This is a genomic window from Pseudomonas sp. IT-P4 (assembly GCF_949767755.1).
GTDB lineage: Bacteria > Pseudomonadota > Gammaproteobacteria > Pseudomonadales > Pseudomonadaceae > Aquipseudomonas > Aquipseudomonas monachiensis.
The window spans coordinates 87,341-110,437 of the sequence record NZ_CATKPX010000017.1; the positions used below are offsets into that span (position 1 = coordinate 87,341).

Genomic DNA, 23,097 nt, shown 5'->3' on the forward strand with positions numbered 1-23,097 from the left:
TAGCGAGCGCTGTACCCACAAAAACAACAAACAACAGCATAGGAACAATCGTATGTCAGGTTCCCCAGTGTCTGCGCACGCCACCGAGGCGAGCGGCGGGTTGGCCATCGAAGGCCACTCCATCGACTACATCCCGGAAAACGAACGTCACGCCAAACTCAGCAGTCAGGGGCCTTTCTGGTTCCTGGGCAATTTCCACTTCTTCACCATCTCCATAGGTTTTGTCGGCCCGAGCCTCGGCTTGTCGGCACTGTGGACCATGCTGGCCGGTGCCCTGGGCATTATGTTCGGCACCATTTTCATGGCGTTCCACGGCTCCCAGGGCCCGGAAATGGGCCTGCCGCAGATGATCCAGTCCCGCGCCCAGTTCGGCTATCGCGGGGTGATCCTGGCGTTGATGGCGACGATGTTTGTGTTCGTCGGTTTCAACGTGGTGAACATCTCGCTGATCATGAATGGCCTGGAGCATGTGTTCGGCATTGACCCGACCCTCGTCGCCGTGGCTGTGGTGCTGATCGGCGCATTGTTGTCGATCTACGGCCACGACTTGATGCACAAGGCCTTCAAGTGGGCCTTGCTGGCGACCTTGCCGCTGTATGCACTGGTGACCATCGCCCTGATGTTCGGCGCGGGCCAGGAAGGCGTCACGCCGGCGACCGACCTGGGCTTCAACTGGGTGGCCTTCGCCACGCTGTTCGCCATCGGTGCCAGCTACAACATTTCCTATGCCCCCTACGTGTCTGACTATTCCCGCTACCTGCCGAAAAACACCAGCCGGGCAAAACTGATCGCGGCGGTGTTCATCGGTGCCTCGTTGTCCGGCAGCTGGATGATCGGCCTCGGCGCCTGGCTGGCCCAGGAGCTCAAAGCAGCGGATGCACTGGTGGCGTTGAACCAGGTCGGCTCCTCGATGGTGCCGGGGCTGGGCAATCTGCTGGTGATCGTCTCGGTGGCGGGCTTCCTGCCGATCATCGCCCTCAACACCTACAGCGCCATGCTGACGCTGCTGACCGGTGTCGACTCGATCAGGAAAATCACCCCGACACCCCGCGCCCGCGTGCTGTCGATCAGTGTGATCAGCGTGATTCTGTTGACCTGCGTGCTGTCGATCAAAGGTGACGGCATCGCGCTGTTGAACACCTTCCTGGTGTTGTTGCTGTACTTCCTCGTGCCGTGGACCGCCGTCAACCTGGTGGACTACTTCTTCGTGCGCAAGGGCCGTTATGCGATACCGCATTTCTTCACGCCAAACGGCATCTACGGCGCCTGGCAATTTCGCGGCATCGTCTCGTACCTGATCGGCTTCGCCGCGATGGTGCCGTTCTTCTACATCTACGATGCCGCCGCCGGCAAAGAGGTGTTCGTCGGCCCGCTGGCGCGAGTGCTGGAAGGCGTGGACATCGCCTGGCTGGTGGGCCTGGTGGTATCGGGGCTGACCTACTACCTGCTCAGCCGCTCGATTGATCTGGCCGCCGAACGCCGGGTGATCGATGCGCTCAGCGAGAGCGACATTGTCGCCATGACCCATTCATCTGCGGAGGCAGGGCGTTGAACAGCGCAAAAAATACCGTGGTCGCCTGCTGCCAACTGGCACCGAAAATCGGCGACCTGGCCTATAACCGCACGCTCACCGAACGCGCGATTCGCCAGGCAGCCTTACAGGGCGCCCAGGTCGTGGTGCTGCCCGAGCTGGTGCAGAGCGGCTATCTGTTTGCCGACCGCTTTGAGGCGCTGTCGCTGGCGGAAACTACGGATGGCCCGACCTTGCAACTGTGGCAGGCCCTGGCCCGTGAGCTGAACCTGGTGATCGTCGGCGGTTTTTGCGAGCGCCTGCCCGGCGACGAACTGGCCAACAGCGCGGCGATGATCGACGCCAATGGCCTGCGCGCGGTGTATCGCAAGGCCCATCTGTGGGATGCCGAGAAGGACATCTTCACGGCTGGCGATGCGCCACCGCCGGTGGTTGAAACGCTGCATGGACGGTTGGGCATGCTGATTTGCTACGACCTGGAATTCCCCGAGTGGGTGCGTCTACCGGCGCTGGCCGGGGCCGATCTGCTGTGTGCGCCGGTCAACTGGCCCGACGGTCCGCGGCCGCAGACCGAGCGCCCGGCCGAAGTGCTGCGGGTGCAGGCCAATGCCTCGGTCAACCGCATGTTCATCGCCGCCTGTGATCGCTATGGCCATGAGCGCGGGGTCGGCTGGGTCCAGGGTTCGGTCATCGTCGACGCCGACGGCTACCCGTTGGCCGGGCCGGCGGAGCAGGGCGGCGAGCAGATGTTGCTGGCCACGCTGAACCTTACCGAAGCGCGCAACAAGCGCATCAGCGCGCGCAATGATCTGCACAAGGACCGCCGGCCGCAGCTGTACGGGCTGCACAGCACCTTGTAAGCATTGATGTCATTGCGTGCTGGACGCCCATCACGGGCCATGGCATCGTCGAAACGAAAAGCCATGCAGTGAACGGGATCGCAATGATGGGGGAGGGAAATAAAGTCGACGGTGACGCGACGATGGTCACGCTCAAGGCGTTCAATCATTGCGTATTGCACCTTGGCCGGCTGGCGCGGGAGAGCGGGGCGTCGCGATTCATCGCCGATGGCCTGCAGGCATTCGCTCAACTGGTGCCCTTCGCGTCTGCCTGGTGGGGGGAGATGTCGACGCCAGGCCCTGATGTCCCCCCTCAGAGCTGGATGCACGGCAGCATCAATCTCCCCGAATCCTTTGCCGCCGAATGGCATCCGGTGGCGGCAAACGACCAGTTCTCCCACGCCACGCTCAATCGTCCCGGTGAGGTGGTGCGCGACAACGGTTTCAGCGACCCGTGCGAAGCCGTCAACGATTTCGCCCGGCGCTACGATCTCTACCACTTGATGAGCATCACCTATGAGCTGCCCGAAAGCGGCTTGATGTTTTTCGTCTGCCTCTACCGTGGCCAGCATGAACAGGCATTCGAGGAGCATGAAGCCGAGCTGTTTTCGGCGTTCTGCGATCACCTGTTCCAGCTGTGGCGGTTCCAGGTGCAGGACATGATTCGCTTCGATAGCGAAAACGGCGCGAGTGATTTTGGCGTCGCGCGCATGGACGGCAGCCTGTTGTATGTGGGCGCCAGGTTGTGCGCCGCCATTCAACGGGAATTACCCGGCTGGAGCGGTTCAATGCTGCCGGGCGAGGTGATCGCGCAACTGTCGAAGGCGCCCTGCGTGATCCGCCTGGGCCGCTGCGCCCTGACCCTGAGCCCCAACGCCGGACACGTCATCCTGTCCCTTGAAGCACCGTCGGGTGGGGATGGTTTGGCGCCACGGGAGCGCACGGCAGCGATGCTGTTCGCCGCCGGGCACTCCTACAAGGAAATCGCCAAAATGCTCGCCCTGAGCCCCGCGACCGTGCGCACTTATTTGCGCAATTGCTACTTGCAGCTGGGTGTGAAAAGCAAGGTGGAACTGGGCTCGGCCCTGCGTTCACCGGGTGCGCTGGCGGAGTCCGTGCGCCGGGATTAATCCCAGTCGTTTCAATTATTTGCCTTACCCCTCCTCATTTGCAGAGGTCCATTCGAACGCTGCGCCCTATAGGGTAGGCCCTGTCTATCAGGGGCCGGCGCAGTCGCTTCGGGCCGCTTCAAAACAATAAGAACAGGGGTGAGGCATTTGAGACTTTCCAGGCTTTTTGTCGCCGTTGCGGCGACGACGGCATTTTCCGGCATTGCGTTGGCGGCGACACCCGCCGACACGGTCATGCGCAATGGCTACGTCTACACCGTCGATGGCCAGAATTCGGTGCAGCAGGCCATTGCCATTTCGGGCGGCAAGATCGTCTATGTCGGCAGCGATGCCGGGGTCGACGCTTACATCGGCAAGCAGACACAACTGATCGACCTGGCCGGGCGCATGCTGATGCCGGGCTTCGTCGATGCGCACATGCACCCGGGAGATGGCGGTCGCGCCATGACCTTGTGCGACCTGAAATACCAGACCATGACCCGCGCGCAGTTTCAGGCGAGCATCCAGTCCTGCCTCGATGCCGACAAGGACAAGGACCCGGATGTCTGGCTGGAAGTGGGCAGCTGGGATCGCATGGGCATGACCGGGCTCGACGGCGACGCCGACAAATCGACCCTGGACGCGCTCAAGACCAAGCGTCCGATCCAGGTGCGCTCCACCGACTTCCACACCGTGCTGACCAACTCTCGCGGCCTGGAACTGGCCGGCATCAACAAGAACACCGCCGACCCCGAAGACGGCAAATACCGCCGCGACAGCGCCGGCAACCCGAACGGCATCTGTGAAGACGGCGCCGCCGAATCGCTGGCCGCCGTGGTGCCACCTGCGACCGACGCGGAAAAACTCAATCAGGTTCGCGCAGCCCTCGACGCCATGCGCCAGCAAGGCATCACCAGTTTCATGGATGCGCTGTCCGGCCCGGAAAACGGCAAAGCCTTCACCAGCCTGCAAAAGTCCGGCGAGCTGACCGCCCGGGCCTTGCTGGCGATCAAGCTGGACCCGGCAGCCGCTGCCGCCGACCCGGTGAAAACCATCGCCGAGGCCAAGGCCCTGGCCAGCACCTACGATCAGGGCGAAGTGCATGTCGCGCCGGGCGTGAACATGCGCCACGTCAAACTGTTCATGGACGGCATCATCAATGCCCCGGCGGACACCGGCGCCATGTTGACCCCGTACCTGCACAATAGCGGCACCGACAAGGCGCCGAAGTGGACGCCGGGCAAGAACCTGGGCGAACTGTACTTTCCGCCGCAAGTGCTCAATCCGTTGTTGCTGCAAGCGGTCAAGGCCGGTTTCGATCCGCACCTGCACGCCACCGGCGAGCGCGCGGTGCGCGATGCACTGGACAGCGTGGCCTACGTGCGCAAGGAACTGCCAGTTACTGATTTCCGCCCGGCCATCGCCCACGCCGAGTCGGTCGACCCTGCCGACTATTCACGCTTCAAGGCACTGGACGTCACGGCCACCATGTCGTTCCAGTGGGCACAGCAGGCACCGTCCACGGTCGACGGCACCAGTGACCACCTTGGCGCCGAGCGATTTGCGCGCATGGAGCCCTCGGGCAGCATCGCCCATGCCGGTGGTCGCGTGGCGTTTGGCAGCGATTGGCCGGTCGATCCCCTCGATGAGTTCCTGGCGCTGAAAGTCGGTGTCACCCGTTCCGGCGACCCGACCAATCCGCACAGCTATGGCCCCAAATATGCGGGGCGACTCAACACCGATCCGGCGCTGTCGCGAGCCGAGGCGCTGCGCAGCATCACCCTCAACTCCGCCGAACAGCTGAAGCTGGACGCGGTGCTGGGTTCGGTCGAAGTCGGCAAGTTCGCTGACCTGATCGTGCTCGACAAGAACTTCATGCAGGTGCCCGAGGAGGAACTGGGCCGCAATGACGTGCTGCTGACGCTGGTCGGCGGCAAGGTCGTGTGGGCCAAGGCGCCGTTCCTGGGGCTTGCGCCACAGGTGGTTTCCCAAGCGGTCACTTCCCGATCCGCCCCATAAAAACTAGAGAGCGTTCCAATGCGATTGATTCCAAACCTGTTGGCCGCCGCGCTGGCCTTGTCGTCGGTGCAGGCCATGGCCGCCGCTGACCTGGTGTTGTTCAACGGCAAGGTCTTTACCGCCGAACCCGGCCAGGCACTGGTGCAGGCTGTTGCGGTGCAAGACGGCAAGATTCTGAAAGTGGGCAGCGATGCCGAAATCAATGCCCTGGCCGATGCCAAGACCCAGCGCATCGACCTGGCGGGCAAAGTGTTGATGCCGGGCATGATCGACACCCACAGCCACCCGGTCTCGGGCGCTTTCGACAGCATGAAGGCCAACCTGCTGGACGAGGTCAAACCCTTGCCGGAACTGGAGCAGTGGTTGATCGAAGAGGACAAGGCCGGACGTGCCCGTTCCGGTGATGTGATCAGCGTGGCCGGGGTCAGTTCGGCCTACTGGGAGAAGAGCCGTGAACTGGGCAAGGTGTTCAACCAGGGGCGTTGGGCTGATCAGCCCATCGTCTTCAGCGGCATCGACGGCCACACCGGTTGGGCTAACAATGCGATGCTCAAGCGCCTGAACATCGACGCGGCGCTGGTCAAGAGCCTGCCGGAGAAAGAACGCAGCTTCGTCGGCCATGAAGCGGACTTCACGCCGAACGGCTACTTCGCCGAATCCCGTTGGGATGTGGTGCGCAACGGGATTCCGGCGCCTACTCCGGAGGCGATGCTCAAGGCCGCTCGCGAGGCGGTGAAGATCAACAACCAATTCGGCGTCACTGCCTGGATGGACGCTGCGGCGAACGGCGGCGGCGAAGATTCGCTGTTCGATTTCCATGCCACCGCCGAAAGTGTCGGCGTGCTGCCGCTGTACAAGGAGCTGGCGCAGAACGGCGAACTCAGCGCCCACGTCGCCGCGTTGATGGTCACCAATCCGAAGAGCAAACCTGCCGACCTGGAAGTGATCGCCACGGTGATGAAGCAGTTCGAGGGCGTGCCTAACCTGACGTTCCCCGGCATCAAGGTGTTTGTCGACGGCATTCTTGAGTTCCCGGGGCAAACCGCAGCGGTTATCGTGCCGTTCAAGAACAGCCATAAAAATGGTCAGTTGCTGACCGACCCGGCGCACTTCGGCGAGCTGGTGGTGGCGGCGGAAAAACGCGGCTGGATCGTGCACATGCACGCCGTCGGCGACCGGGCGGTGCGTGAAGCGCTCAATGGCGTGGCGTATGCGCGCAAGCTCAGCCCGACGCCTGTACCCCACAGCGTCGCGCACCTGCAACTGGTCAATCCCAAGGAGTTTCCACGCTTCAAGGAACTGGGCGTGATCGCTTCGATGCAACTGCTGTGGGCCACCGGAGAGTCCTACACCGTCGAACTGGTCAAGCCTTACATCAGCGCCTTTGCCTACGGTTACCAGTATCCCGCGCGGTCCCTGCATAACGCCGGCGCGACGATTGCCGGTGGTAGCGACTGGCCGGTGTCGAGCGCCAACCCGTTCAACGCCATTGCCCAGGCCAGCACACGCAAAGGTCCGTTGGGCGTACTCAATGCCAAGGAAAGCATCGACCGCCAGACCATGTTCTATGCCTACACCATCAACGCGGCGAAAACCCTGCGCCTGGAGCAGCAGATCGGTTCGCTGGCACCGGGCAAGCAGGCCGACCTGATCATCCTCGACCGCGACGTGTTCAAGGTCAGCGATGATGAACTGTTCGAAACCAAAGTCCTGAACACGTTCTTCGCCGGCAAGCAGGTCTACGCCCCCGCATCCTGACCTGCGTACACCCAACACCGCAAAAACTGCCAGCCCCTCGTAGAGCGAGGGGCCTGGCATCGCCATGCCTGAAATTCCCCGTACGCCATAACAACAAGAGAACTGTATGAACGCACTTTCAGCATTGACCCTCGCAGCACTCGCACTGGCCCCCCTGACCAGCCAGGCCCTGGCCCTCAACGATGATTTCAGCCTGGAGATGACCCTGGGCGTCGTCAGCGACTACCGCACCCGGGGGATCTCGCAGACCCTGGGCGATCCGGCGGTGCAGGGCGGAGCAACGCTGCTGCACAGCAGCGGCCTGTACATCGGCGCCTGGACCTCCAACGTCGATTTCGGCGGCGGCTTCGACACCCGCCAGGAGCGTGAGTACTACGCCGGTTACTACTGGCAGGCCACGGACGCCATCAGCCTGGACCTGGGCTACATTAAGTACGACTACCCGAAAAATTCCGAATTCAACCTCAGCGAGGCGTATGCCGTTCTCGATCTGTACGGTGTGAAGCTGGGTGCCTATTACTCCAAGGACACGCCGAACTTCTTCGGCGAGGACCAGGACACCCTTTACACCTACGTGGGTTACAAAATCGATTTGCCGGCCGAAGTCGGCCTGGATTTGCGCTTTGGGCGCAACGATGTGAACGACCCCGCGTTCTGGTCCGCCAATGGCGATAGCCGTGAGTCTTACTACGAGTGGGAAGCCAAGCTGACCCGCGACTTCGTCGGCGTCACCTGGGGGCTGAGCTACGTCGACACCGACCTGTCGAAAAGCGAGTGCAGCAGTTGGTACGGCTATGACGACCTCTGTTCGGCGACAGTTGTAGCCAGCGCAACCAAGACCTTTTAAATTCCGTCCCTGACAACAAAAACAGTTCCACAAAGGAAACACCGTCATGAGTGCGCAACGCAGTCCCCTGATCGAGACCCGCTCGATCGATTTCATTCCCGAGGCTGAGCGACACGGCAGTCTCTACAGCCAGTTCACCCTGTGGCTCGGCGCCAACCTGCAAATCACCGCCATCGTCACCGGCGCCCTGGCCGTGGTGCTGGGCGGCGATGTGTTCTGGTCGCTGATCGGCCTGCTGATCGGGCAAGTGCTCGGCGGTGCCGTGGTGGCGCTGCACGCAGCGCAGGGGCCGAAGCTCGGCTTACCGCAGATGATCTCCAGCCGCGTGCAGTTCGGGGTGTATGGCGCGGCGATCCCGATTGTTTTGGTATGCCTGATGTACCTCGGTTTCAGCGCCACCGGCGCGGTGCTGTCGGGGCAGGCGATCGCGCAATTGATCAGTGTCAGCGACAGCACCGGCATCCTGATCTTCGCGGCGAGCATCGCGTTCCTGACGATCTTCGGCTATCGGGTGATTCACCTGGTCGGGCGCGTGGCCAGCGTGCTGGGCATCATCGCCTTCGCCTACCTGTTCACCCGGTTGATGACCCTCAACGACATCGGCCTGCTGCTCGACAATCGTCATTTCGGCTGGAGCACCTTCCTGCTGGCGGTTTCGCTCTCGGCGTCCTGGCAGATCGCCTTCGGCCCCTACGTGGCGGACTATTCGCGCTACCTGCCGAGCAAGACCTCATCCTGGAAAACCTTCACCGCCGTGGGCCTCGGCACAGTGCTGGGGGCCCAGACTTCGATGGTGCTGGGGGTGTTCGCCGCCGCACTGGCCGGGGCCAGTTTCCGTGGGCACGAAGTGGCGACCATTGTCGGCCTGGGCAGTAGCGGTGTGATCGCGTCCTTGTTGTACCTGAGCATTGTGTTCGGCAAGGTCACGGTGTCCACCCTCAACGCCTACGGCAGTTTCATGTGCATCGCCACCATCATCAGCGGCTTTCGTCGTCGCCTGGAAATCACCGCCCGCCAGCGCATGCTGTTTGTGCTGCTGATCGTCGCGGCGTCCACCGCGCTGGCATTGCTGGGGCAGTACTCGTTCCTCAACTCGTTCAAGTACTTCATCCTGTTTTTGCTGACGTTCTTCACCCCGTGGAGCGCGATCAACCTGGTGGATTACTACTTCATCAACAAGGAGCGTTACGACATCCCGGCGCTGTCCGATCCGAACGGGCGCTACGGTCGCTGGAACGTGCTGGGGATCAGCGTCTATGTGATCGGCGTGTTGATCCAGTTGCCCTTTGTCGACACCCATTTCTACTCCGGGCCAATGGTTGCGCAACTGGGCGGCGTGGATATTTCCTGGATCGTCGGGCTGCTGGTGCCGGGGGTGATCTATTACGCGCTGGCCAAGCCGTCGATGAGTGCGGTGGCGGTTGAGCGGGGTTAATCAGAGAGAACGATGAGCTCTTGTGGCGAGGGAGCTTGCTCCCGTTGGGGCGCGAAGCGGCCCTAAAAGATGGGCCTGCTGCGCAGTCCAATGGGAGCAAGCTCCCTCGCCACAGGGTTCAGCGTTGACTAGCGCTTTGGTAGTTTCCAGCGCTCACGCAACTGTTCGTACTGCGCTTCGGGCAGTTGCACCAGCACCGGGGATTTGCCCGGGTCCAGCCAGTCGAACAGTTGCGCGATGTTCGCCGGATCCATGGCTGTACAACCACGGGTCGGTGCACTGGGGCCGCGCCAGATATGGAAGAAAATGCATGAGCCGGCAGCGGGCGTGGCCGGGGTGTTGTGCTGGATGACGATGCCTTGGCGGTACAGCTCATCCGAGCGGCGCATCCGTTCGGAGCTGTTCCAGCCTTTATCGACCACTGCTCCGTCGACCAATTCGTTGTAACGCGTGGACTGGCTGTCATCCACGCATTCGATGGTCGGCGTCAACGCTAGATAAGGCAGGCGGGTGTCGGCCGAAGGCGCGTAGCCGAACGCCGTGCCCAGCTTGAACATCCCAGCCGGCGCCTTGCCATCGCCTTCCTGTTTTACCGGTCCTTCAGGTTGCTCGATATCCAGCAGCCCCTTGCCCCAGCCCATGCCGTTCTTGCCGAGAACGACTGCAAAGGGCGCTTCGAATTTCCGGAAGGTTTTCCCGTGCCGCTCATAGCGCTGGGCAGTGCCCTGGATGTCATCCCAGCCTTTACTGGTGACCACGATCAGTTGGTCGCTGCCGTCGAGTCCCTGAGCCATTGCGGCCAGCGGAAACAGCGCCACCGACAGAGCCTTGAGCAGAATGTTCATGGTGCAAGCGGCGTGATGGGGAAGTCCATGACGTCCGGCTTCGGCGGATTCCCGCTGTACGTGAAGTGCCACCACTCGGCCGAATAACCCACAAAGCCTTCCTTGGCCATGGCACTGGTCAGGCGCTGGCGATTGGCTTTGGCCGTGGCGTTGATCAGCGCCGAGTCGGTGTGCGCCCGCTCATCGAAGCAATCGAAACCGGTGCCCATGTCGAGGGCGCCGTCGTGCCAGCGCTGGTCGTAAGGGGCGGTGCAATCCACCGGCGTGGCCGAAGGCGTCCAGGTGTCGGCGGGCAGGGCCTCGGGGCCGGTCAGGGTCAGGTCGACAGTGTTGCCCCGGGAATGATTGGACACCCGGGCCACATACCCCAGGCGCCAGAAGTCCTGCTTGTCGACCCGGGGGTAGAACTCGGTCTTGAGCGAGTCGCCAGGTTCGCTGGCGAAGCGGCCCATGTCCGCCACCGCGCGGGTCGGGCGATAACAATCGAATACCTTCAAGCCGTAGCCTTCGGCTTTCAGCGAGCTTTGCACTCTGGCTAACGCCTTCGCAGCATCCGCCGACAGCAGGCATTCCGCTGCCTGGTAACCGTCGAGCGGGTGCCCGGTGAAGTTGTGCGCGCTGGCGTAGCGGATGTCCTGCTCGATGCCCGGGTCGACACTGCGCACATACACCATGTGCCCGGGTTTCGATTCGTCGGCCATGCACGGCGTGGCAAGGCTCAGGCACAGCAACAACAGACAGGGTGAACGAAACATCGGAAGCGGCTCCATGCATGACCAGTCATTGCATCATGGCTTGAAACCGTCCGTACCTCCATGAAGTTGTTGATCGGCGTGATAGGACGAACGCACCAGCGGCCCGGACGCCACGTTCTTGAAGCCCATGCGCGTGCCTTCCTCGGCGAACCAGGCAAAGGCGTCCGGGTGCACGAAGCGCTGCACCGGCAAGTGACTGCGCGAGGGTTGCAGGTATTGGCCGAGGGTCAGCATGTCGATCTCGTGCTCGCGCATGCGCTGCATGACCTCGATGACTTCTTCGTCGGTCTCGCCCAGACCCAGCATCAGGCCGGATTTGGTCGGGACATGGGGCACCGCTTGCTTGAATTTCTGCAGCAGGTCCAGCGACCACTCGAAGTCCGAACCCGGCCGCGCGGCCTTGTACAGGCGCGGTACGGTTTCCAGGTTGTGGTTGAATACATCCGGGGGCTCATTGGCGGTAATCGCCAGGGCCACGTCCATGCGTCCGCGATAATCCGGCACCAGGGTTTCCAGTTGAATGCCGGGGGACAGCTTGCGGATTTCCCGCAGGCAATCGACAAAGTGTCGGGCACCACCGTCGCGCAAATCGTCGCGGTCCACCGAGGTGATCACCACGTACTTCAGGCGCAGCTCGGCGATGGCCACGGCCAGGTTCATCGGCTCGTTGGCGTCCAGCGGCTTGGGCCGGCCATGGCCGACATCGCAGAACGGGCAGCGGCGGGTGCAGATGTCGCCCATGATCATGAAGGTCGCGGTGCCACCGGAGAAACATTCACCGAGGTTCGGGCATGAGGCTTCTTCGCAGACGCTGTGCAGCTTGTGCTTGCGCAGCAGTTGCTTGATCCGGTCGACCTCGGGAGAGATCGGCATGCGCACGCGAATCCAGTCGGGTTTGCGCGGGAACTCATCCGTGGGAATGATCTTCACCGGAATCCGCGCGACCTTTTCCGCGCCGCGCAGCTTAGTGCCGATTTCTACTTTGGCCGGGCTCTTGCCGGTCGATTCAACAATGGCATTCATCGTTATTTCCTTGTGCAACAGCCGCAGAACCTGTGGGAGCAAGCCCGCTCCCACAAGGGTTTTTGTGTTGTGTGCTCAGTCGCGGTAGACCGGGAAGTCTGCACACAGGGCGGCCGCCTGCCGGGCGACATTGGCCTCGATATCGTCATCGCCAAGGTGATCGAGGATGTCGCAGATCCAGCCGGCCAACGCAATGCTCTGCGCTTCCTTGAAGCCACGGCTGGTGATTGCCGGCGTGCCGATGCGCAAGCCCGAGGTCACGAACGGCGATTGCGGATCGTTGGGCACGGCGTTCTTGTTCACGGTGATGCCGGCGCGACCGAGGGCGGCGTCGGCGTCCTTGCCGGTCAGGCCCTGGCGGATCAGGCTGACCAGGAACAGATGGTTGTCGGTACCGCCGGACACCACGTCATAACCGCGCTCGATAAACACCTGCGCCATCGCCTGGGCGTTGCGGATCACTTGCGCCTGATAGGTCTTGAAGCCGGGCTCCAGCGCTTCCTTGAAGCACACGGCCTTGGCGGCGATCACGTGCATCAGCGGGCCGCCCTGACCGCCGGGGAATACCGCGGCGTTGAATTTTCTCTCAAGCTCCGCATTGGCCTTGGCCAGAATCAGGCCGCCACGGGGGCCGCGCAGGGTCTTGTGGGTGGTCGTGGTGACCACGTCGGCGTAGGGCAGGGGATTGGGGTACAGACCGGTTGCCACCAGCCCGGCGACGTGGGCCATGTCGACGAAGAAGTACGCACCGACCTTATCGGCGATCTGGCGGAAACGCGGGAAGTCCAGGGTCTTCGAATAGGCCGAGAACCCGGCGATGATCATCTTCGGCTTGTGCTCGACCGCCAGGCGCTCGACTTCGTCGTAATCGATCAGGCCCGTGGTCGTGTCGATGCCGTACTGCACGGCGTTGTACAGCTTGCCGGAAAAACTCACCTTGGCGCCGTGGGTCAGGTGACCGCCGTGGGCCAGGCTCATGCCCAGCACGGTGTCGCCAGCTTGCAGCAACGCCAGATAAACTGCGGCGTTGGCCTGGCTGCCGGAGTGCGGCTGGACGTTGGCATAGTCGGCGCCGAACAGTTGTTTGGCGCGGTCGATGGCCAGTTGCTCGACCACATCGACGTGCTCGCAGCCGCCGTAGTAACGCTTGCCCGGATACCCTTCGGCGTACTTGTTGGTCAGGCCGCTGCCTTGTGCCTCCATCACCCGCTGGCTGGTGTAGTTTTCCGAGGCGATCAGTTCGATATGGTGTTCCTGCCGCGCATCCTCGGCGTTCATCGCCGCCAGCAGTTCGTCGTCATAGCCTTTGATCTGGTCGTGTTTGCTGAACATGGTGTGGTCCTTTTGCGGATTCGGGAAATGCCCGGGATGGCTTCAAGCGTCGGCGTGTTCTGCGGTCAGTCGTTCATAGGCGTCTTGATCCAGCAGATCGCTCAGCGCCAGGGCATCGACCGGTTTGAAGCGAAAGAACCAGCCTTCGCCCAATGGATCTTCGTTGACCAGTTCCGGGGTGCTCTCCAGCGTCGCGTTAATCTCGACCACTTCGCCGTCCAGCGGCATGCCGATACTGCTGGCCGCTTTCACCGATTCCAGCACCGACACTTCAGCGCCTGCATCAAAGGCGCCCAGTTCAGGCACCTGAACGAACACCACATCCCCTAGCGCCTGCTGGGCAAACGCCGTGATGCCGACGGTGACCAGGCCATTGCTCTCAAGGCGCAACCATTCGTGATCGACGGTAAAACGCAATTGGCTCATATCAACTCCTTATTGTTTTAAGGCTCGTGGCGGGGCGACGAGCGGGTTGCAGGAGTGATAGCAAGGGTGGTGCCAAGGTTGATTAGTTGTTTTAAATCAATGGTTTGAGTTGTTTGTGTAGTGTTTGTGATATCTCACCCGTATTGAATTCAATACAAGCAAGTATGCCCTTGGAGGCAAGCGCCGTGATTGCTGGCGTGGAAGAGATTGTCTTGATTTCGCTACGCTGTATCGATTTGCAGACGAGGAATTCAGCAACAACACTGGTCCCCTGTGGGAGCGAGCTTGCTCCGGGCGGCGTTCCGACGATAGCGGTATGACAGTCACATTGATATCGACTGACACTCCCTCATCGCGAGCAAGCTCGCTCCCACAGGGGAATGTGTTGTCGGTGACAATGTGTTCCGACAGATCACTCAGGGCTTGGCGGGAATCCCGTATTTGCGCAAGCGAATCGCAATCGCGCTATGGGACGTCTGCAACCGCGCCGCAAGCAACCGGCTGGACGGATAGCTGCGATACAGCTGTTCCAGCAGGTTCTTCTCAAAGTCGCCAACCGCTTCTTCCAGGCTGCCGACTTCGCCGTCGTTTTGCCGCTCTACCGCCGTGCGGGCGATGTCCAGGTCGTCGATGTCCACCAGCGGGTTTTCGCAAATCGCCGCCGCGCGAAAGATCACGTTTTGCAGTTGCCGCACGTTGCCCGGCCAGCGGTTGCCGAGCAGGGCGCTGAAGGTGCTCGGCGCCAAACGGCACGCCGGTCGCTGGATCTGCGCGCAGGCCTGCTGCATGAAGTGATTGGCCATCAGCAGGATGTCGTGACCGCGTTCGCGCAGCGGCGGCACTTGCAGGTTGAGCACGTTGAGGCGGTAGAACAGGTCTTCGCGAAAACGCCCTTCGGCGACCATTTTTTCCAGGTCGCGGTGGGTCGCACTGAGCACCCGCACATTGACCCGGACCTCTTTGTCGCCACCGACCCGGCGGAAGCAACCATCGCTCAGGAAACGCAGCAACTTGGCTTGCAGATAGGGCGACATTTCCCCCACTTCATCGAGGAACACCGTGCCCTGGTCTGCCAGTTCCAGCAGGCCGAGCTTGCCGCCCCGTTGCGCGCCGGTGAAGGCGCCGGGGGCATAGCCGAACAGCTCGCTTTCGGCGAGGCTCTCTGGCAGTGCCGCGCAGTTCAGGGCCAGAAACGGCGCATCGTGCCGTGGGCTGATGGCATGGCAGGCACGGGCCACCAGTTCCTTGCCGGTGCCGGTTTCGCCCTGGATCAGCAGCGGTGCATCGAGGGCCGCCACTCGTTGGGCGCGGGCCTTGAGTGCACGGATCGGCGGCGATTCGCCGAGCAGCGCATCGAAGCCTTCGGCATGATCATGGTGCAGTGCCGACAGGCGTTCACCGATGCGATTGGGTTGATACAGGGTGAGCAGGGCACCGGCGTCGGTGATCGGCATCGCGTCGAGCAGCAGCGTCTGGCCGCCGAGGCTGACCTCGTGCATCGGCAGGCGGAAATGCTGAGCGATCAAGGTGCGTTGCAAATCGGCATCGTCGAACAGCGCGGTCAGGGATTCACCGGCCGGTTCGCGGCCGCAGAGGGCGATCAGCGCCGGGTTGGCCAGCAGCACATGGCCGCGATCATCCACCGCCAGCACCGGGTCGGAACTGGCGGCCAGCAACGCGTCCAGTTGCAGGCGCCGGCGTTGCCCCGGAAGGATGTCGACCATGGTCACCGCTTGCACGCCGCGCACGTCGAAAAGCGCCTCGCGCAGTTCTTCGAGCACTTCGGCGCCGAGGGTCGGGGCGTCGATGTAGACGTTCGGCGGCACCATCTCCACGGCGTCGAGGTTGAAACTGCGACCACCGAGCAGGGCCAGCACTTCCTGGGTGATGCCGACGCGGTCGATGAAGGTGACGTGGATGCGCATGACGGGCCTGCAAGGTTGACGAACCGAATCAGTATGCCCGGCAAAATTTGAATTTGGCGAGCGTCACATCACGGCTGGCCGGTTTTACGGGCGCTGGCGGCCAGGTCCTCGAGGAACGCTTGCAGGATCGGTGGCGGTGCCGTGCCGCGACGGGTGATCACGTCGAACGGCGACTTCAAACGCAAACTCCCCGGGGCCAACTGGTGCATCTCGCCGCTCTTGACCCATTGGGCGGCGAAGTGCTCAGGCAGGAAGCCCAGGTAGGCGCCGGAAATGATCAGGATCGCCGTGGCTTCGATGTTGTCCACGGTGGCGGCCGCCTTGCTGACGCCCAGGTGTTCGAGGTCGTATTGCTGCATGTAGCCGCGCACGACGATGCGCCCCGCAGCGACTTCTTCGAGCAGCTCCTCACCTTCGGCGTGGCTGCCGTACAAAGGGTGGCGCCGGCCGCAATACAAACCCAGGGCTTCCTGGTACAGCGGTGATTGCAGCAGGCCCGGCACATGGATCGGGAAGTGCCCGATGGCCAGGTGCAGGCGGCCGTCGAGCACCCGTTCTTCGAGTTCCGCCGGGGTGCCGACGTACACGTTCAGGTGTACGTCATGACCCCGTGAAACGAAGCGCTGGGTGGTGCGCGGAATCGGCGAATCCGGGTCGGTGATCGTGGTGTCGATGATCCCCAGGTTGAGCTTGCCGCTGATGTGCTGCTTGAGCACGTCGGCGTCCATGCAGAAGTTCTCCACCGCCGACAACAGGCGCTGGGTGGCTTCATGGATCGCCACCCCTTGTTCGGTCAGGCGGAAGCCGCTGCGCCCACGCTGGCAGAGTTTGACCCCGAGGCGGGTTTCCAGATGGGTCATTTGTTCGCTGATGGTCGACTGCCCGGCATTGAGCGCCGCCTGCGCTGCCGAGAAGCCGCCGCAGCGGACAATCGTGGCAAACACCCTGAGCAGTTTCAGGTCGATATCGTGCAGCTGGATCATCTTGGGCCTCCGGCATGGGGATGCATCGGGAATACCGATATGAGTATCTGATGTTTAGCATTTTTTCCACGAAAACCTGCGCCCATAGTCTTTCCAACGGCGGTCGCCTTGCAGTCCGCCAAGCCGATAACAAGAAGTGGAGAGGCTAGAAATGTCGAACAACGGTTATGAATCCGGTCGCCTGAACCTGCCATTCGTGGGTCATTGCACCTTTGGCAAATCCCCGGTGTGCACCGATTGGGATGCACTGGATGCCGACGTCGCGGTGCTCGGCGTGCCCAACGACATGGGCACCCAGTGGCGCTCCGGCGCACGCTTCGGACCACGCGGGATTCGCGAAGCATCGACGCTGTTTTCCTTCGGCCACGCCGGCGCCTACGACCACGAAGATGATGTGATGTACCTCACCGCATCGGACGTGCGCATGGTCGACGTCGGTGATGCCGACATCGTTCACACCGACATGGTCACCAGCAACAAGAACACCGAATACGCCGTGCGCAAGATCCTCGATGCTGGCGTGATGCCGGTGGTGCTCGGCGGCGACCACTCGGTGCACGCGCCAGTGATCAAGGCCTTCGAAGGCCGCGGCCCGATCCACATCATCCACTTCGATGCGCACCTGGACTTCGTCGACGAACGCCACGGTGTTCGCTACGGCCATGGCAACCCGCTGCGCCGCGCCTCGGAAATGAACCACATTGTCGGCATGACCCAGATGGGTATCCGCAACGTGTCGTCGTCCAACCGCGACGACTACGAAGCAGCCCATGAAGCCGGCTCGAAAATCCTCTCGGTGCGTGATGTGCGTCGCCTTGGCGTCGAGGGTGTGCTGGCGCTGATCCCGCAGAACATCAACTACTACATCACTATCGACATCGACGGTTTTGACCCATCCATCGCCCCCGGTACCGGCACCCCGAGCCACGGCGGCTTCCTCTACTACGAAGTGCTGGAAATCATCCAGGCCCTGGCCAAGCGCAGCAAAGGCAACATCGTCGGCATGGACCTGGTGGAAGTTGCACCGGTCTACGACCCGACCGGCATGACCTCGATCCTGGCCGCGCAACTGCTGCTCAACAGCATCGGTTTCATCTTCCACGAGCGTGGCAAGGTGCGAGCGGCCGCCGAGAGCGAAACCGCATCAGCCTGATCATCGAAACCAGTGACCCGGCAGGCCCTGACTGCCGGGCAGAGAGAATAAAAATGGACACGATCGTCAAAAGTTACCTGCAAAAATACGGCGTCAGCGAAGCCACCCAGACCTTCCTCGGCAAGGTCCAGAAGATGTTCATCGGCGGCGCCTGGGTCGAAGCCAGCGACGGCCAGACTTCCGATGTGATCGAACCTTCGACCGAAGGTCTGATCACCCGCATTCCCATGGGCACCACCGATGACCTGGACCGCGCCGTGCAAGCCGCCCGCGCGCAGTTCGACGGCGGCGCCTGGCGTCAGGCCAAACCGGCCGAACGCGAGCGCATGATGCAGCGCCTGGCTGACCTGATCGAACAGAACGCCGCGGAGCTGGCGCAAATCGAATCCATCGACATGGGCAAATCGGTAGCCTTCGCCAAGGACGTGGACATCCAGGGCACCGTTGATACCTTGCGTTACTTCGCCGGCTGGGCCACCAAGCTGCACGGCCGTACCGTCGAACCCTCGCTGCCTGGCAATTACCTGGCCTATACCCGCAAGGAAGCGGTCGGCGTAGTCGGTGCCATCGTGCCATGGAACTTCCCGCTGCAAACCATGGCCTGGAAGCTCGGCGCAGCGCTGGCGACCGGATGCACCGTGGTGGTCAAGCCCGCCGAACTGACTTCGTTGTCGGCCCTGCGTTTTGCTGAACTGGTGCAGGAGGCGGGCATCCCCGACGGCGTGATCAACATCGTCACCGGACGCGGCAGCGTGGTCGGTGCGGCCATGGCCACCCACCCCGGCATCGACAAACTGACCTTCACCGGCTCGACCCCGGTCGGCCAGACTGTCGGTCGTGCAGCGCTGGATGACATGAAGCGCCTGACCCTCGAACTCGGTGGAAAATCACCGGTCATCGTCTGCGCCGACGCCGACATCCCGGCCGCCGCCCAAGCGGTCGCCAACGGGGTGTTTTTCAACTCCGGGCAGGTATGCGACGCCGGTACACGGGCCTATATTCATAGCAGTGTCTACGACGAATTCCTGCGTGAGCTGATCGCCTACACGCGCACCTTGAAAATGGCCCCGGGCCTGGATCCGGACTGCTTCATCGGCCCACTGGTTTCGGCCCTGCAAAAGCAGCGCGTGACCGAGTACATCGAAACCGGCAAGGCCGAAGGCGCCGAACTGGTCTACGGCGGCCAACCGATCGATGGCCCTGGCTTCTTCGTCGAGCCGACCATCTTCGCCAACTGCCGCAATGACATGCGCATCGTCCAGGAAGAAATCTTCGGCCCGGTGCTGGTCACCGCGCCGTTCGATGACGAGGAAGACGCACTGGCCCTGGCCAACGATTCGCCTTACGGCCTGGCGGCAGCACTGTATTCCAACGACCTGGGCAAGGTGCACAGCCTGATCCCACGCTTGAAGGCAGGCTCGGTCTACGTCAACGCCCACGGCACCCTCGATCCGTCGATGCCGTTCGGTGGCTACAAACAGTCCGGATTCGGCAAGGACCTGGGCGCCGAGCAGCTCGATTACCTGCTCGAAACCAAGGCGGTGTGGATCACGCTGCCGGGCTGACGCGCCCCCACAATCAAAAGGCATCTGCAACAACGCCAGGTAGGCACGGGCAACACTGAACCTGTGGCGAGGGAGCTTGCTCCCGCTGGACTGCGCAGCAGTCCCATTTTCAGGGCCACAGGGGAGTCGTTCACCCGAAAGAACGCGGTTATCTCGTCATGATCTTCCAACAATAAGAGTCCATCATGAACACTAACGCCAAGTCCGCCCCGAGCGTGTCGAGCCTCGACGAAAAATCCGTCGTCGAGGGGCATTCGATTGACTTCATCCCCGAGAACGAGCGCACCGACAAGCTGGCCAGTCAGGGCCCGTTCTGGTTCCTCGGCAACTTCACCTTCTTCACCATGACCATCGGCTTCGTTGGCCCAAGCGTCGGCCTGACCGCGCTCTGGACCACGCTGGCCGGCACGCTGGGCATCATGTTCGGCACATTGTTCATGGCCTTTCACGGCTCCCAGGGCCCGCACCTTGGCCTGCCGCAGATGATCCAGTCCCGCGCGCAGTTCGGTTATCGCGGGGTGATCCTGGTGTTGCTGGCGACGCTGTTCGTGTTCGCCGGCTTCAACATCGTCAACCTGGTGTTGATGATGCAGGGGCTGCACACGCTGTTCGGGTTCAGCCCCGCAGTGATCGCGGTGGCGGTGACCATACCGGCGGCGGTGCTGGCGATTCTCGGCCATGACTGGATGCACCGCAGCTTCAAATGGGCGCTGTACCTGTCGTTGCCGCTGTATGGCCTGGTGACCATGGCGGTGGTGATGGGCTGGGTGCCGGATGCGGTGCTGCCGGCACTCGCGGAGGGCGAAGTGGCCCGTGAGCCGCTGGGTTTCAACTGGACCGGTTTCATCGCGCAGTTTGCGGCGGCCGCGAGCTACAACATCGCCTATGCGCCTTATGTGTCGGACTACTCGCGCTACCTGCCGAAAAACACCTCCAGCGGCAAGCTGATCGCCGTGGTGTTCCTCGGAGCTTCTCTGTCCGGTGCATGGATGATTTCCGTCGGTGGCTGGCTGGCCGATCACCTGCACACCACTGACGTGCTGGTGGCCCTCGGGCAAGTCGGCAACACCGTGTCGCCACTGGTGGGCACGGCGGTGGTGGTGGTCACCATCCTGGCGTTCCTGCCGGTGATCGCGATGAACATCTACAGCGCCAAGCTGACCACGTTGACCTGTGTCGACTCGATCAAGCACATCGAACCCACCCGCAAGGCACGCATCCTGGCCATCGGCTTCGTGATCCTGCTGCAACTGGGCGTGGCCCTGAGCATCCAGAGTTCCGGCAAAGGCTTGTCGGTGCTGGGGATCTACCTGGTGGTGATGCTGTACTTCCTGGTGCCCTGGACCTCGGTCAACCTCACCGACTACTTCTTCGTGCGCAAAGGCCGCTACGCCATCCCGCACTTCTTCATGCCCCACGGCAACATCTACGGCAGCTGGGGACTGCGCGGTATCGCCGCCTATGCCATCGGCTTTATCTCGATGATCCCGTTCTTCTACATCTTCGACGGCGTTGAACAGCGCGAGGTGTATGTCGGCCCGCTCGCCAAGGCACTGGGCAGCATCGACATCGCCTGGCTGGTCGGGCTGATCGTGTCGGGCGTGGCGTACTACTGGCTGAGCCGCTCGATCGATCTGAAACGCGAAGAGGCGGTGATTCAGCAGATCGAAAAAAACTCCCCGCAATACACCACTGGCGACACGCTGACCCACAAACAGCAGCCGCTGCCGGTATTCACTGAATCGACGGTCGGGAGATAGTCATGACCACGCAAAAAATGGCTACGCAAAAATACGACTACATCATCATTGGCGCAGGCTCGGCGGGTTGTGTGTTGGCCAACCGCCTGAGCGAAGACCCGGCCACCTCGGTGCTGGTCCTGGAATTCGGCGGCAGTGACAAGAGCGTAGTGATTCAGATGCCGAGCGCATTCTCGATCCCGATGAACACCAAGAAGTACAACTGGCGCTACGAAACCGAGCCGGAGACCCACCTTAACGGCCGACGCATTCACTGCCCACGGGGCAAGGTGCTGGGCGGCTCCTCGTCGATCAACGGCCTGGTGTACATTCGTGGCCATGCGCTGGACTTTGACGAGTGGGAATCCCTGGGTGCCGAAGGTTGGGGCTATCGCAACTGCCTGCCGTACTTCAAGCGCGCCGAGAGCTACGAGTCGGGTGGCGACAGCTATCGCGGGCAGACCGGGCCGCTGCACACCACCAACGGCAACCACATGAAAAACCCGCTGTACGGTGCCTGGGTCGAAGCCGGCGCGGAAGCGGGCTACATCAAGACCGAAGACTGCAACGGCTACATGCAGGAAGGTTTCGGCGCGATGCACATGACCGTGAAGAACGGTGTGCGCTGCTCCACGGCCAACGCCTATCTGCGCCCGGCCATGGGTCGTCCGAACCTGACGGTGATTACCCATGCGATGACCCGCCAGATCATTCTTGAAGGCAAGCGGGCGGTGGGGGTCATGTATGACCACGGTGGCCAGACCCACCAGGTGTATTGCAACCGCGAAGTGCTGATCTCGTCGGGGCCAATCGGCTCGCCGCACCTGCTGCAACGCTCGGGCATCGGCCCGGCGGACGTCCTGCGCAAGGCCGGGATCGGCGTACGCCATGACCTGCCGGGAGTAGGGGAGAACCTGCAGGATCACGCCGAGGTGTACATACAGTTCGGCTGCAAGGAACCGGTGACCCTCAACAACAAGATGGACCCGCTGAGCAAGCTGATGATCGGTCTGCGCTGGCTGCTGTTCAAGGACGGCCTGGGCGCCACCAACCACTTCGAGGCCGGTGGCTTCATCCGCTCCGAGAAGGGCCTGCGCTGGCCGGACATCCAGTTCCACTTCCTGCCGGCGGCGATGCGCTACGACGGCAACAAACCGATCAAGGGCCATGGCTTCATGGTGCTGACCGGGCCGAACAAGCCGAAAAGTCGTGGTTATGTGCGGGTTCGCTCAGCCGATCCGTACGAGCATCCGGAAATCCGCTTCAACTATCTGGAGCGGGAAGAGGACCGTGAGGGCTTCCGTCGCTGCATTCGCCTGACCCGCGAGATCATCGGCCAGAAAGCCATGGACCGCTTCCGCGACGGCGAAATTGCCCCGGGTGCCCAGGTGACCAGCGATGAAGACCTCGACGCCTTCGTGCGCGACAACCTGGAAAGCACCTACCACCCGTGCGGTTCGTGCCGCATGGGCGAGGACGACATGGCGGTGGTCGATTCCGAATTGCGCGTGCGCGGCATCGCCGGTCTGCGAGTGATCGATTCGTCGGTGTTCCCGACCGAGCCGAACGGCAACCTCAATGCGCCGACCATCATGCTCGCCGAGCGGGCGTCGGATCTGGTGCGTGGCGCGCAGATGCTGCCGTCAGCGGATGTGCCGGTGGGGCTGGTTGAAGGATGGGAAAGCAGCCAGCGTACTTCGTTGCCGGGGCGTAACGTGCGGGTCTGATCCAAAAGCAAAGATCGCAGCCTGCGGCAGCTCCTACGGGAAACTCATTCCAATGTAGGAGCTGCCGCAGGCTGCGATCTTTTGAT

The 23,097-nt window shown here is 62.2% G+C and carries 18 protein-coding genes; 11 read left to right on the forward strand and 7 right to left on the reverse strand.

All coding sequences use genetic code 11. The annotated features are described in order from the left end of the window. The first annotated feature begins 52 nt into the window (after window positions 1-52). The 7 genes from ACM6IT_RS03580 to ACM6IT_RS03610 all read left to right on the forward strand — a co-directional run bounded on the left by ACM6IT_RS03580 (window position 53) and on the right by ACM6IT_RS03610 (window position 9,538). Window positions 53-1,552 carry a purine-cytosine permease family protein gene (locus tag ACM6IT_RS03580; RefSeq protein WP_056723774.1) on the forward strand — a complete coding sequence of 500 codons (1,500 nt, stop codon included), beginning with the start codon at window positions 53-55 and terminating at the stop codon, window positions 1,550-1,552. Continuing rightward, complete coding sequence (locus tag ACM6IT_RS03585; RefSeq protein WP_223541434.1) at window positions 1,549-2,391, forward strand: nitrilase family protein; 843 nt, start codon at window positions 1,549-1,551, stop codon at window positions 2,389-2,391. The genes ACM6IT_RS03580 and ACM6IT_RS03585 overlap by 4 nt, the downstream gene beginning before the upstream one ends. 86 nt (window positions 2,392-2,477) lie before the next feature. Next, a complete protein-coding gene (locus tag ACM6IT_RS03590) occupies window positions 2,478-3,500 on the forward strand; it encodes a helix-turn-helix transcriptional regulator (RefSeq protein WP_414917526.1) in 1,023 nt (340 codons plus the stop codon). A gap of 147 nt (window positions 3,501-3,647) precedes the next feature. After that, window positions 3,648-5,498 (forward strand): amidohydrolase, encoded by a 1,851-nt coding sequence (locus tag ACM6IT_RS03595; RefSeq protein ID WP_414917527.1) that lies wholly within the window; start codon window positions 3,648-3,650, stop codon window positions 5,496-5,498. 18 nt (window positions 5,499-5,516) lie between these two features. Beyond that, entirely contained in the window at window positions 5,517-7,256 is a 1,740-nt protein-coding gene (locus ACM6IT_RS03600) for an amidohydrolase (protein WP_414917528.1), read from the forward strand. Between the two features lie 106 nt (window positions 7,257-7,362). Continuing rightward, window positions 7,363-8,103, forward strand: coding sequence for a TorF family putative porin (locus ACM6IT_RS03605; protein WP_056723764.1), 741 nt, complete (start codon window positions 7,363-7,365; stop codon window positions 8,101-8,103). Between the two features lie 46 nt (window positions 8,104-8,149). Further along, a complete protein-coding gene (locus ACM6IT_RS03610; protein ID WP_056723762.1) occupies window positions 8,150-9,538 on the forward strand; it encodes a purine-cytosine permease family protein in 1,389 nt (462 codons plus the stop codon). Between the two features lie 128 nt (window positions 9,539-9,666). Here ACM6IT_RS03610 and ACM6IT_RS03615 read toward each other — a convergent pair whose 3' ends face one another. From ACM6IT_RS03615 to ACM6IT_RS03645, 7 genes are all read right to left on the reverse strand, one after another. Further along, the gene (locus tag ACM6IT_RS03615; RefSeq protein ID WP_414912920.1) at window positions 9,667-10,383 is read right to left on the reverse strand and encodes a L,D-transpeptidase family protein; all 717 of its coding nucleotides are present in this window, start codon (window positions 10,381-10,383) and stop codon (window positions 9,667-9,669) included. Beyond that, the gene (locus ACM6IT_RS03620; RefSeq protein ID WP_414917529.1) at window positions 10,380-11,138 is read right to left on the reverse strand and encodes a M15 family metallopeptidase; all 759 of its coding nucleotides are present in this window, start codon (window positions 11,136-11,138) and stop codon (window positions 10,380-10,382) included. Before ACM6IT_RS03620 ends, ACM6IT_RS03615 begins: the two co-directional genes overlap by 4 nt. Before the next feature lie 33 nt (window positions 11,139-11,171). Continuing rightward, the gene (lipA, locus tag ACM6IT_RS03625) at window positions 11,172-12,161 is read right to left on the reverse strand and encodes a lipoyl synthase (RefSeq protein WP_414912918.1); all 990 of its coding nucleotides are present in this window, start codon (window positions 12,159-12,161) and stop codon (window positions 11,172-11,174) included. A 75-nt stretch (window positions 12,162-12,236) separates the two neighbouring features. After that, window positions 12,237-13,493 (reverse strand): serine hydroxymethyltransferase, encoded by a 1,257-nt coding sequence (gene glyA, locus ACM6IT_RS03630; RefSeq protein WP_414917530.1) that lies wholly within the window; start codon window positions 13,491-13,493, stop codon window positions 12,237-12,239. A gap of 42 nt (window positions 13,494-13,535) precedes the next feature. Further along, window positions 13,536-13,919 (reverse strand): glycine cleavage system protein GcvH, encoded by a 384-nt coding sequence (gcvH, locus tag ACM6IT_RS03635; protein ID WP_150725972.1) that lies wholly within the window; start codon window positions 13,917-13,919, stop codon window positions 13,536-13,538. A 416-nt stretch (window positions 13,920-14,335) separates the two neighbouring features. Continuing rightward, window positions 14,336-15,844: a sigma-54-dependent transcriptional regulator gene (locus ACM6IT_RS03640; RefSeq protein ID WP_056723748.1), complete on the reverse strand. Its 1,509-nt coding sequence runs from the start codon at window positions 15,842-15,844 to the stop codon at window positions 14,336-14,338. Window positions 15,845-15,912: 68 nt separating this feature from the next. Beyond that, on the reverse strand, window positions 15,913-16,827 hold the full coding sequence (locus ACM6IT_RS03645; RefSeq protein ID WP_414917531.1) for a LysR family transcriptional regulator: 915 nt from the start codon (window positions 16,825-16,827) through the stop codon (window positions 15,913-15,915). 151 nt (window positions 16,828-16,978) lie between these two features. On the opposite strand from ACM6IT_RS03645, the gene speB reads away from it, so the two are divergent. The 4 genes from speB (at window position 16,979) to betA (ending at window position 23,011) form a co-directional block, all read left to right on the forward strand. Next, complete coding sequence (gene speB, locus ACM6IT_RS03650) at window positions 16,979-17,980, forward strand: agmatinase (protein ID WP_095151590.1); 1,002 nt, start codon at window positions 16,979-16,981, stop codon at window positions 17,978-17,980. A 53-nt stretch (window positions 17,981-18,033) separates the two neighbouring features. Continuing rightward, complete coding sequence (locus ACM6IT_RS03655) at window positions 18,034-19,545, forward strand: aldehyde dehydrogenase family protein (protein ID WP_414917532.1); 1,512 nt, start codon at window positions 18,034-18,036, stop codon at window positions 19,543-19,545. 185 nt (window positions 19,546-19,730) lie between these two features. Further along, on the forward strand, window positions 19,731-21,305 hold the full coding sequence (locus ACM6IT_RS03660; RefSeq protein ID WP_223541429.1) for a purine-cytosine permease family protein: 1,575 nt from the start codon (window positions 19,731-19,733) through the stop codon (window positions 21,303-21,305). Between the two features lie 17 nt (window positions 21,306-21,322). Further along, complete coding sequence (gene betA, locus ACM6IT_RS03665; protein WP_056723862.1) at window positions 21,323-23,011, forward strand: choline dehydrogenase; 1,689 nt, start codon at window positions 21,323-21,325, stop codon at window positions 23,009-23,011. Window positions 23,012-23,097: the final 86 nt, after the last annotated feature.

Coding starts and splice junctions, on each gene's coding strand:
- ACM6IT_RS03580 (WP_056723774.1), top strand. CDS start 53: ATGTCAGGTTCCCCAGTGTCTGCGCACGCCACCGAGGCGAGCGGCGGG.
- ACM6IT_RS03590 (WP_414917526.1), top strand. CDS start 2,478: ATGGGGGAGGGAAATAAAGTCGACGGTGACGCGACGATGGTCACGCTC.
- ACM6IT_RS03600 (WP_414917528.1), top strand. CDS start 5,517: ATGCGATTGATTCCAAACCTGTTGGCCGCCGCGCTGGCCTTGTCGTCG.
- ACM6IT_RS03605 (WP_056723764.1), top strand. CDS start 7,363: ATGAACGCACTTTCAGCATTGACCCTCGCAGCACTCGCACTGGCCCCC.
- ACM6IT_RS03610 (WP_056723762.1), top strand. CDS start 8,150: ATGAGTGCGCAACGCAGTCCCCTGATCGAGACCCGCTCGATCGATTTC.
- ACM6IT_RS03615 (WP_414912920.1), bottom strand. CDS start 10,383: ATGAACATTCTGCTCAAGGCTCTGTCGGTGGCGCTGTTTCCGCTGGCC.
- ACM6IT_RS03620 (WP_414917529.1), bottom strand. CDS start 11,138: ATGTTTCGTTCACCCTGTCTGTTGTTGCTGTGCCTGAGCCTTGCCACG.
- lipA (WP_414912918.1), bottom strand. CDS start 12,161: ATGAATGCCATTGTTGAATCGACCGGCAAGAGCCCGGCCAAAGTAGAA.
- glyA (WP_414917530.1), bottom strand. CDS start 13,493: ATGTTCAGCAAACACGACCAGATCAAAGGCTATGACGACGAACTGCTG.
- gcvH (WP_150725972.1), bottom strand. CDS start 13,919: ATGAGCCAATTGCGTTTTACCGTCGATCACGAATGGTTGCGCCTTGAG.
- ACM6IT_RS03640 (WP_056723748.1), bottom strand. CDS start 15,844: ATGCGCATCCACGTCACCTTCATCGACCGCGTCGGCATCACCCAGGAA.
- ACM6IT_RS03645 (WP_414917531.1), bottom strand. CDS start 16,827: ATGATCCAGCTGCACGATATCGACCTGAAACTGCTCAGGGTGTTTGCC.
- speB (WP_095151590.1), top strand. CDS start 16,979: ATGTCGAACAACGGTTATGAATCCGGTCGCCTGAACCTGCCATTCGTG.
- ACM6IT_RS03655 (WP_414917532.1), top strand. CDS start 18,034: ATGGACACGATCGTCAAAAGTTACCTGCAAAAATACGGCGTCAGCGAA.
- ACM6IT_RS03660 (WP_223541429.1), top strand. CDS start 19,731: ATGAACACTAACGCCAAGTCCGCCCCGAGCGTGTCGAGCCTCGACGAA.
- betA (WP_056723862.1), top strand. CDS start 21,323: ATGGCTACGCAAAAATACGACTACATCATCATTGGCGCAGGCTCGGCG.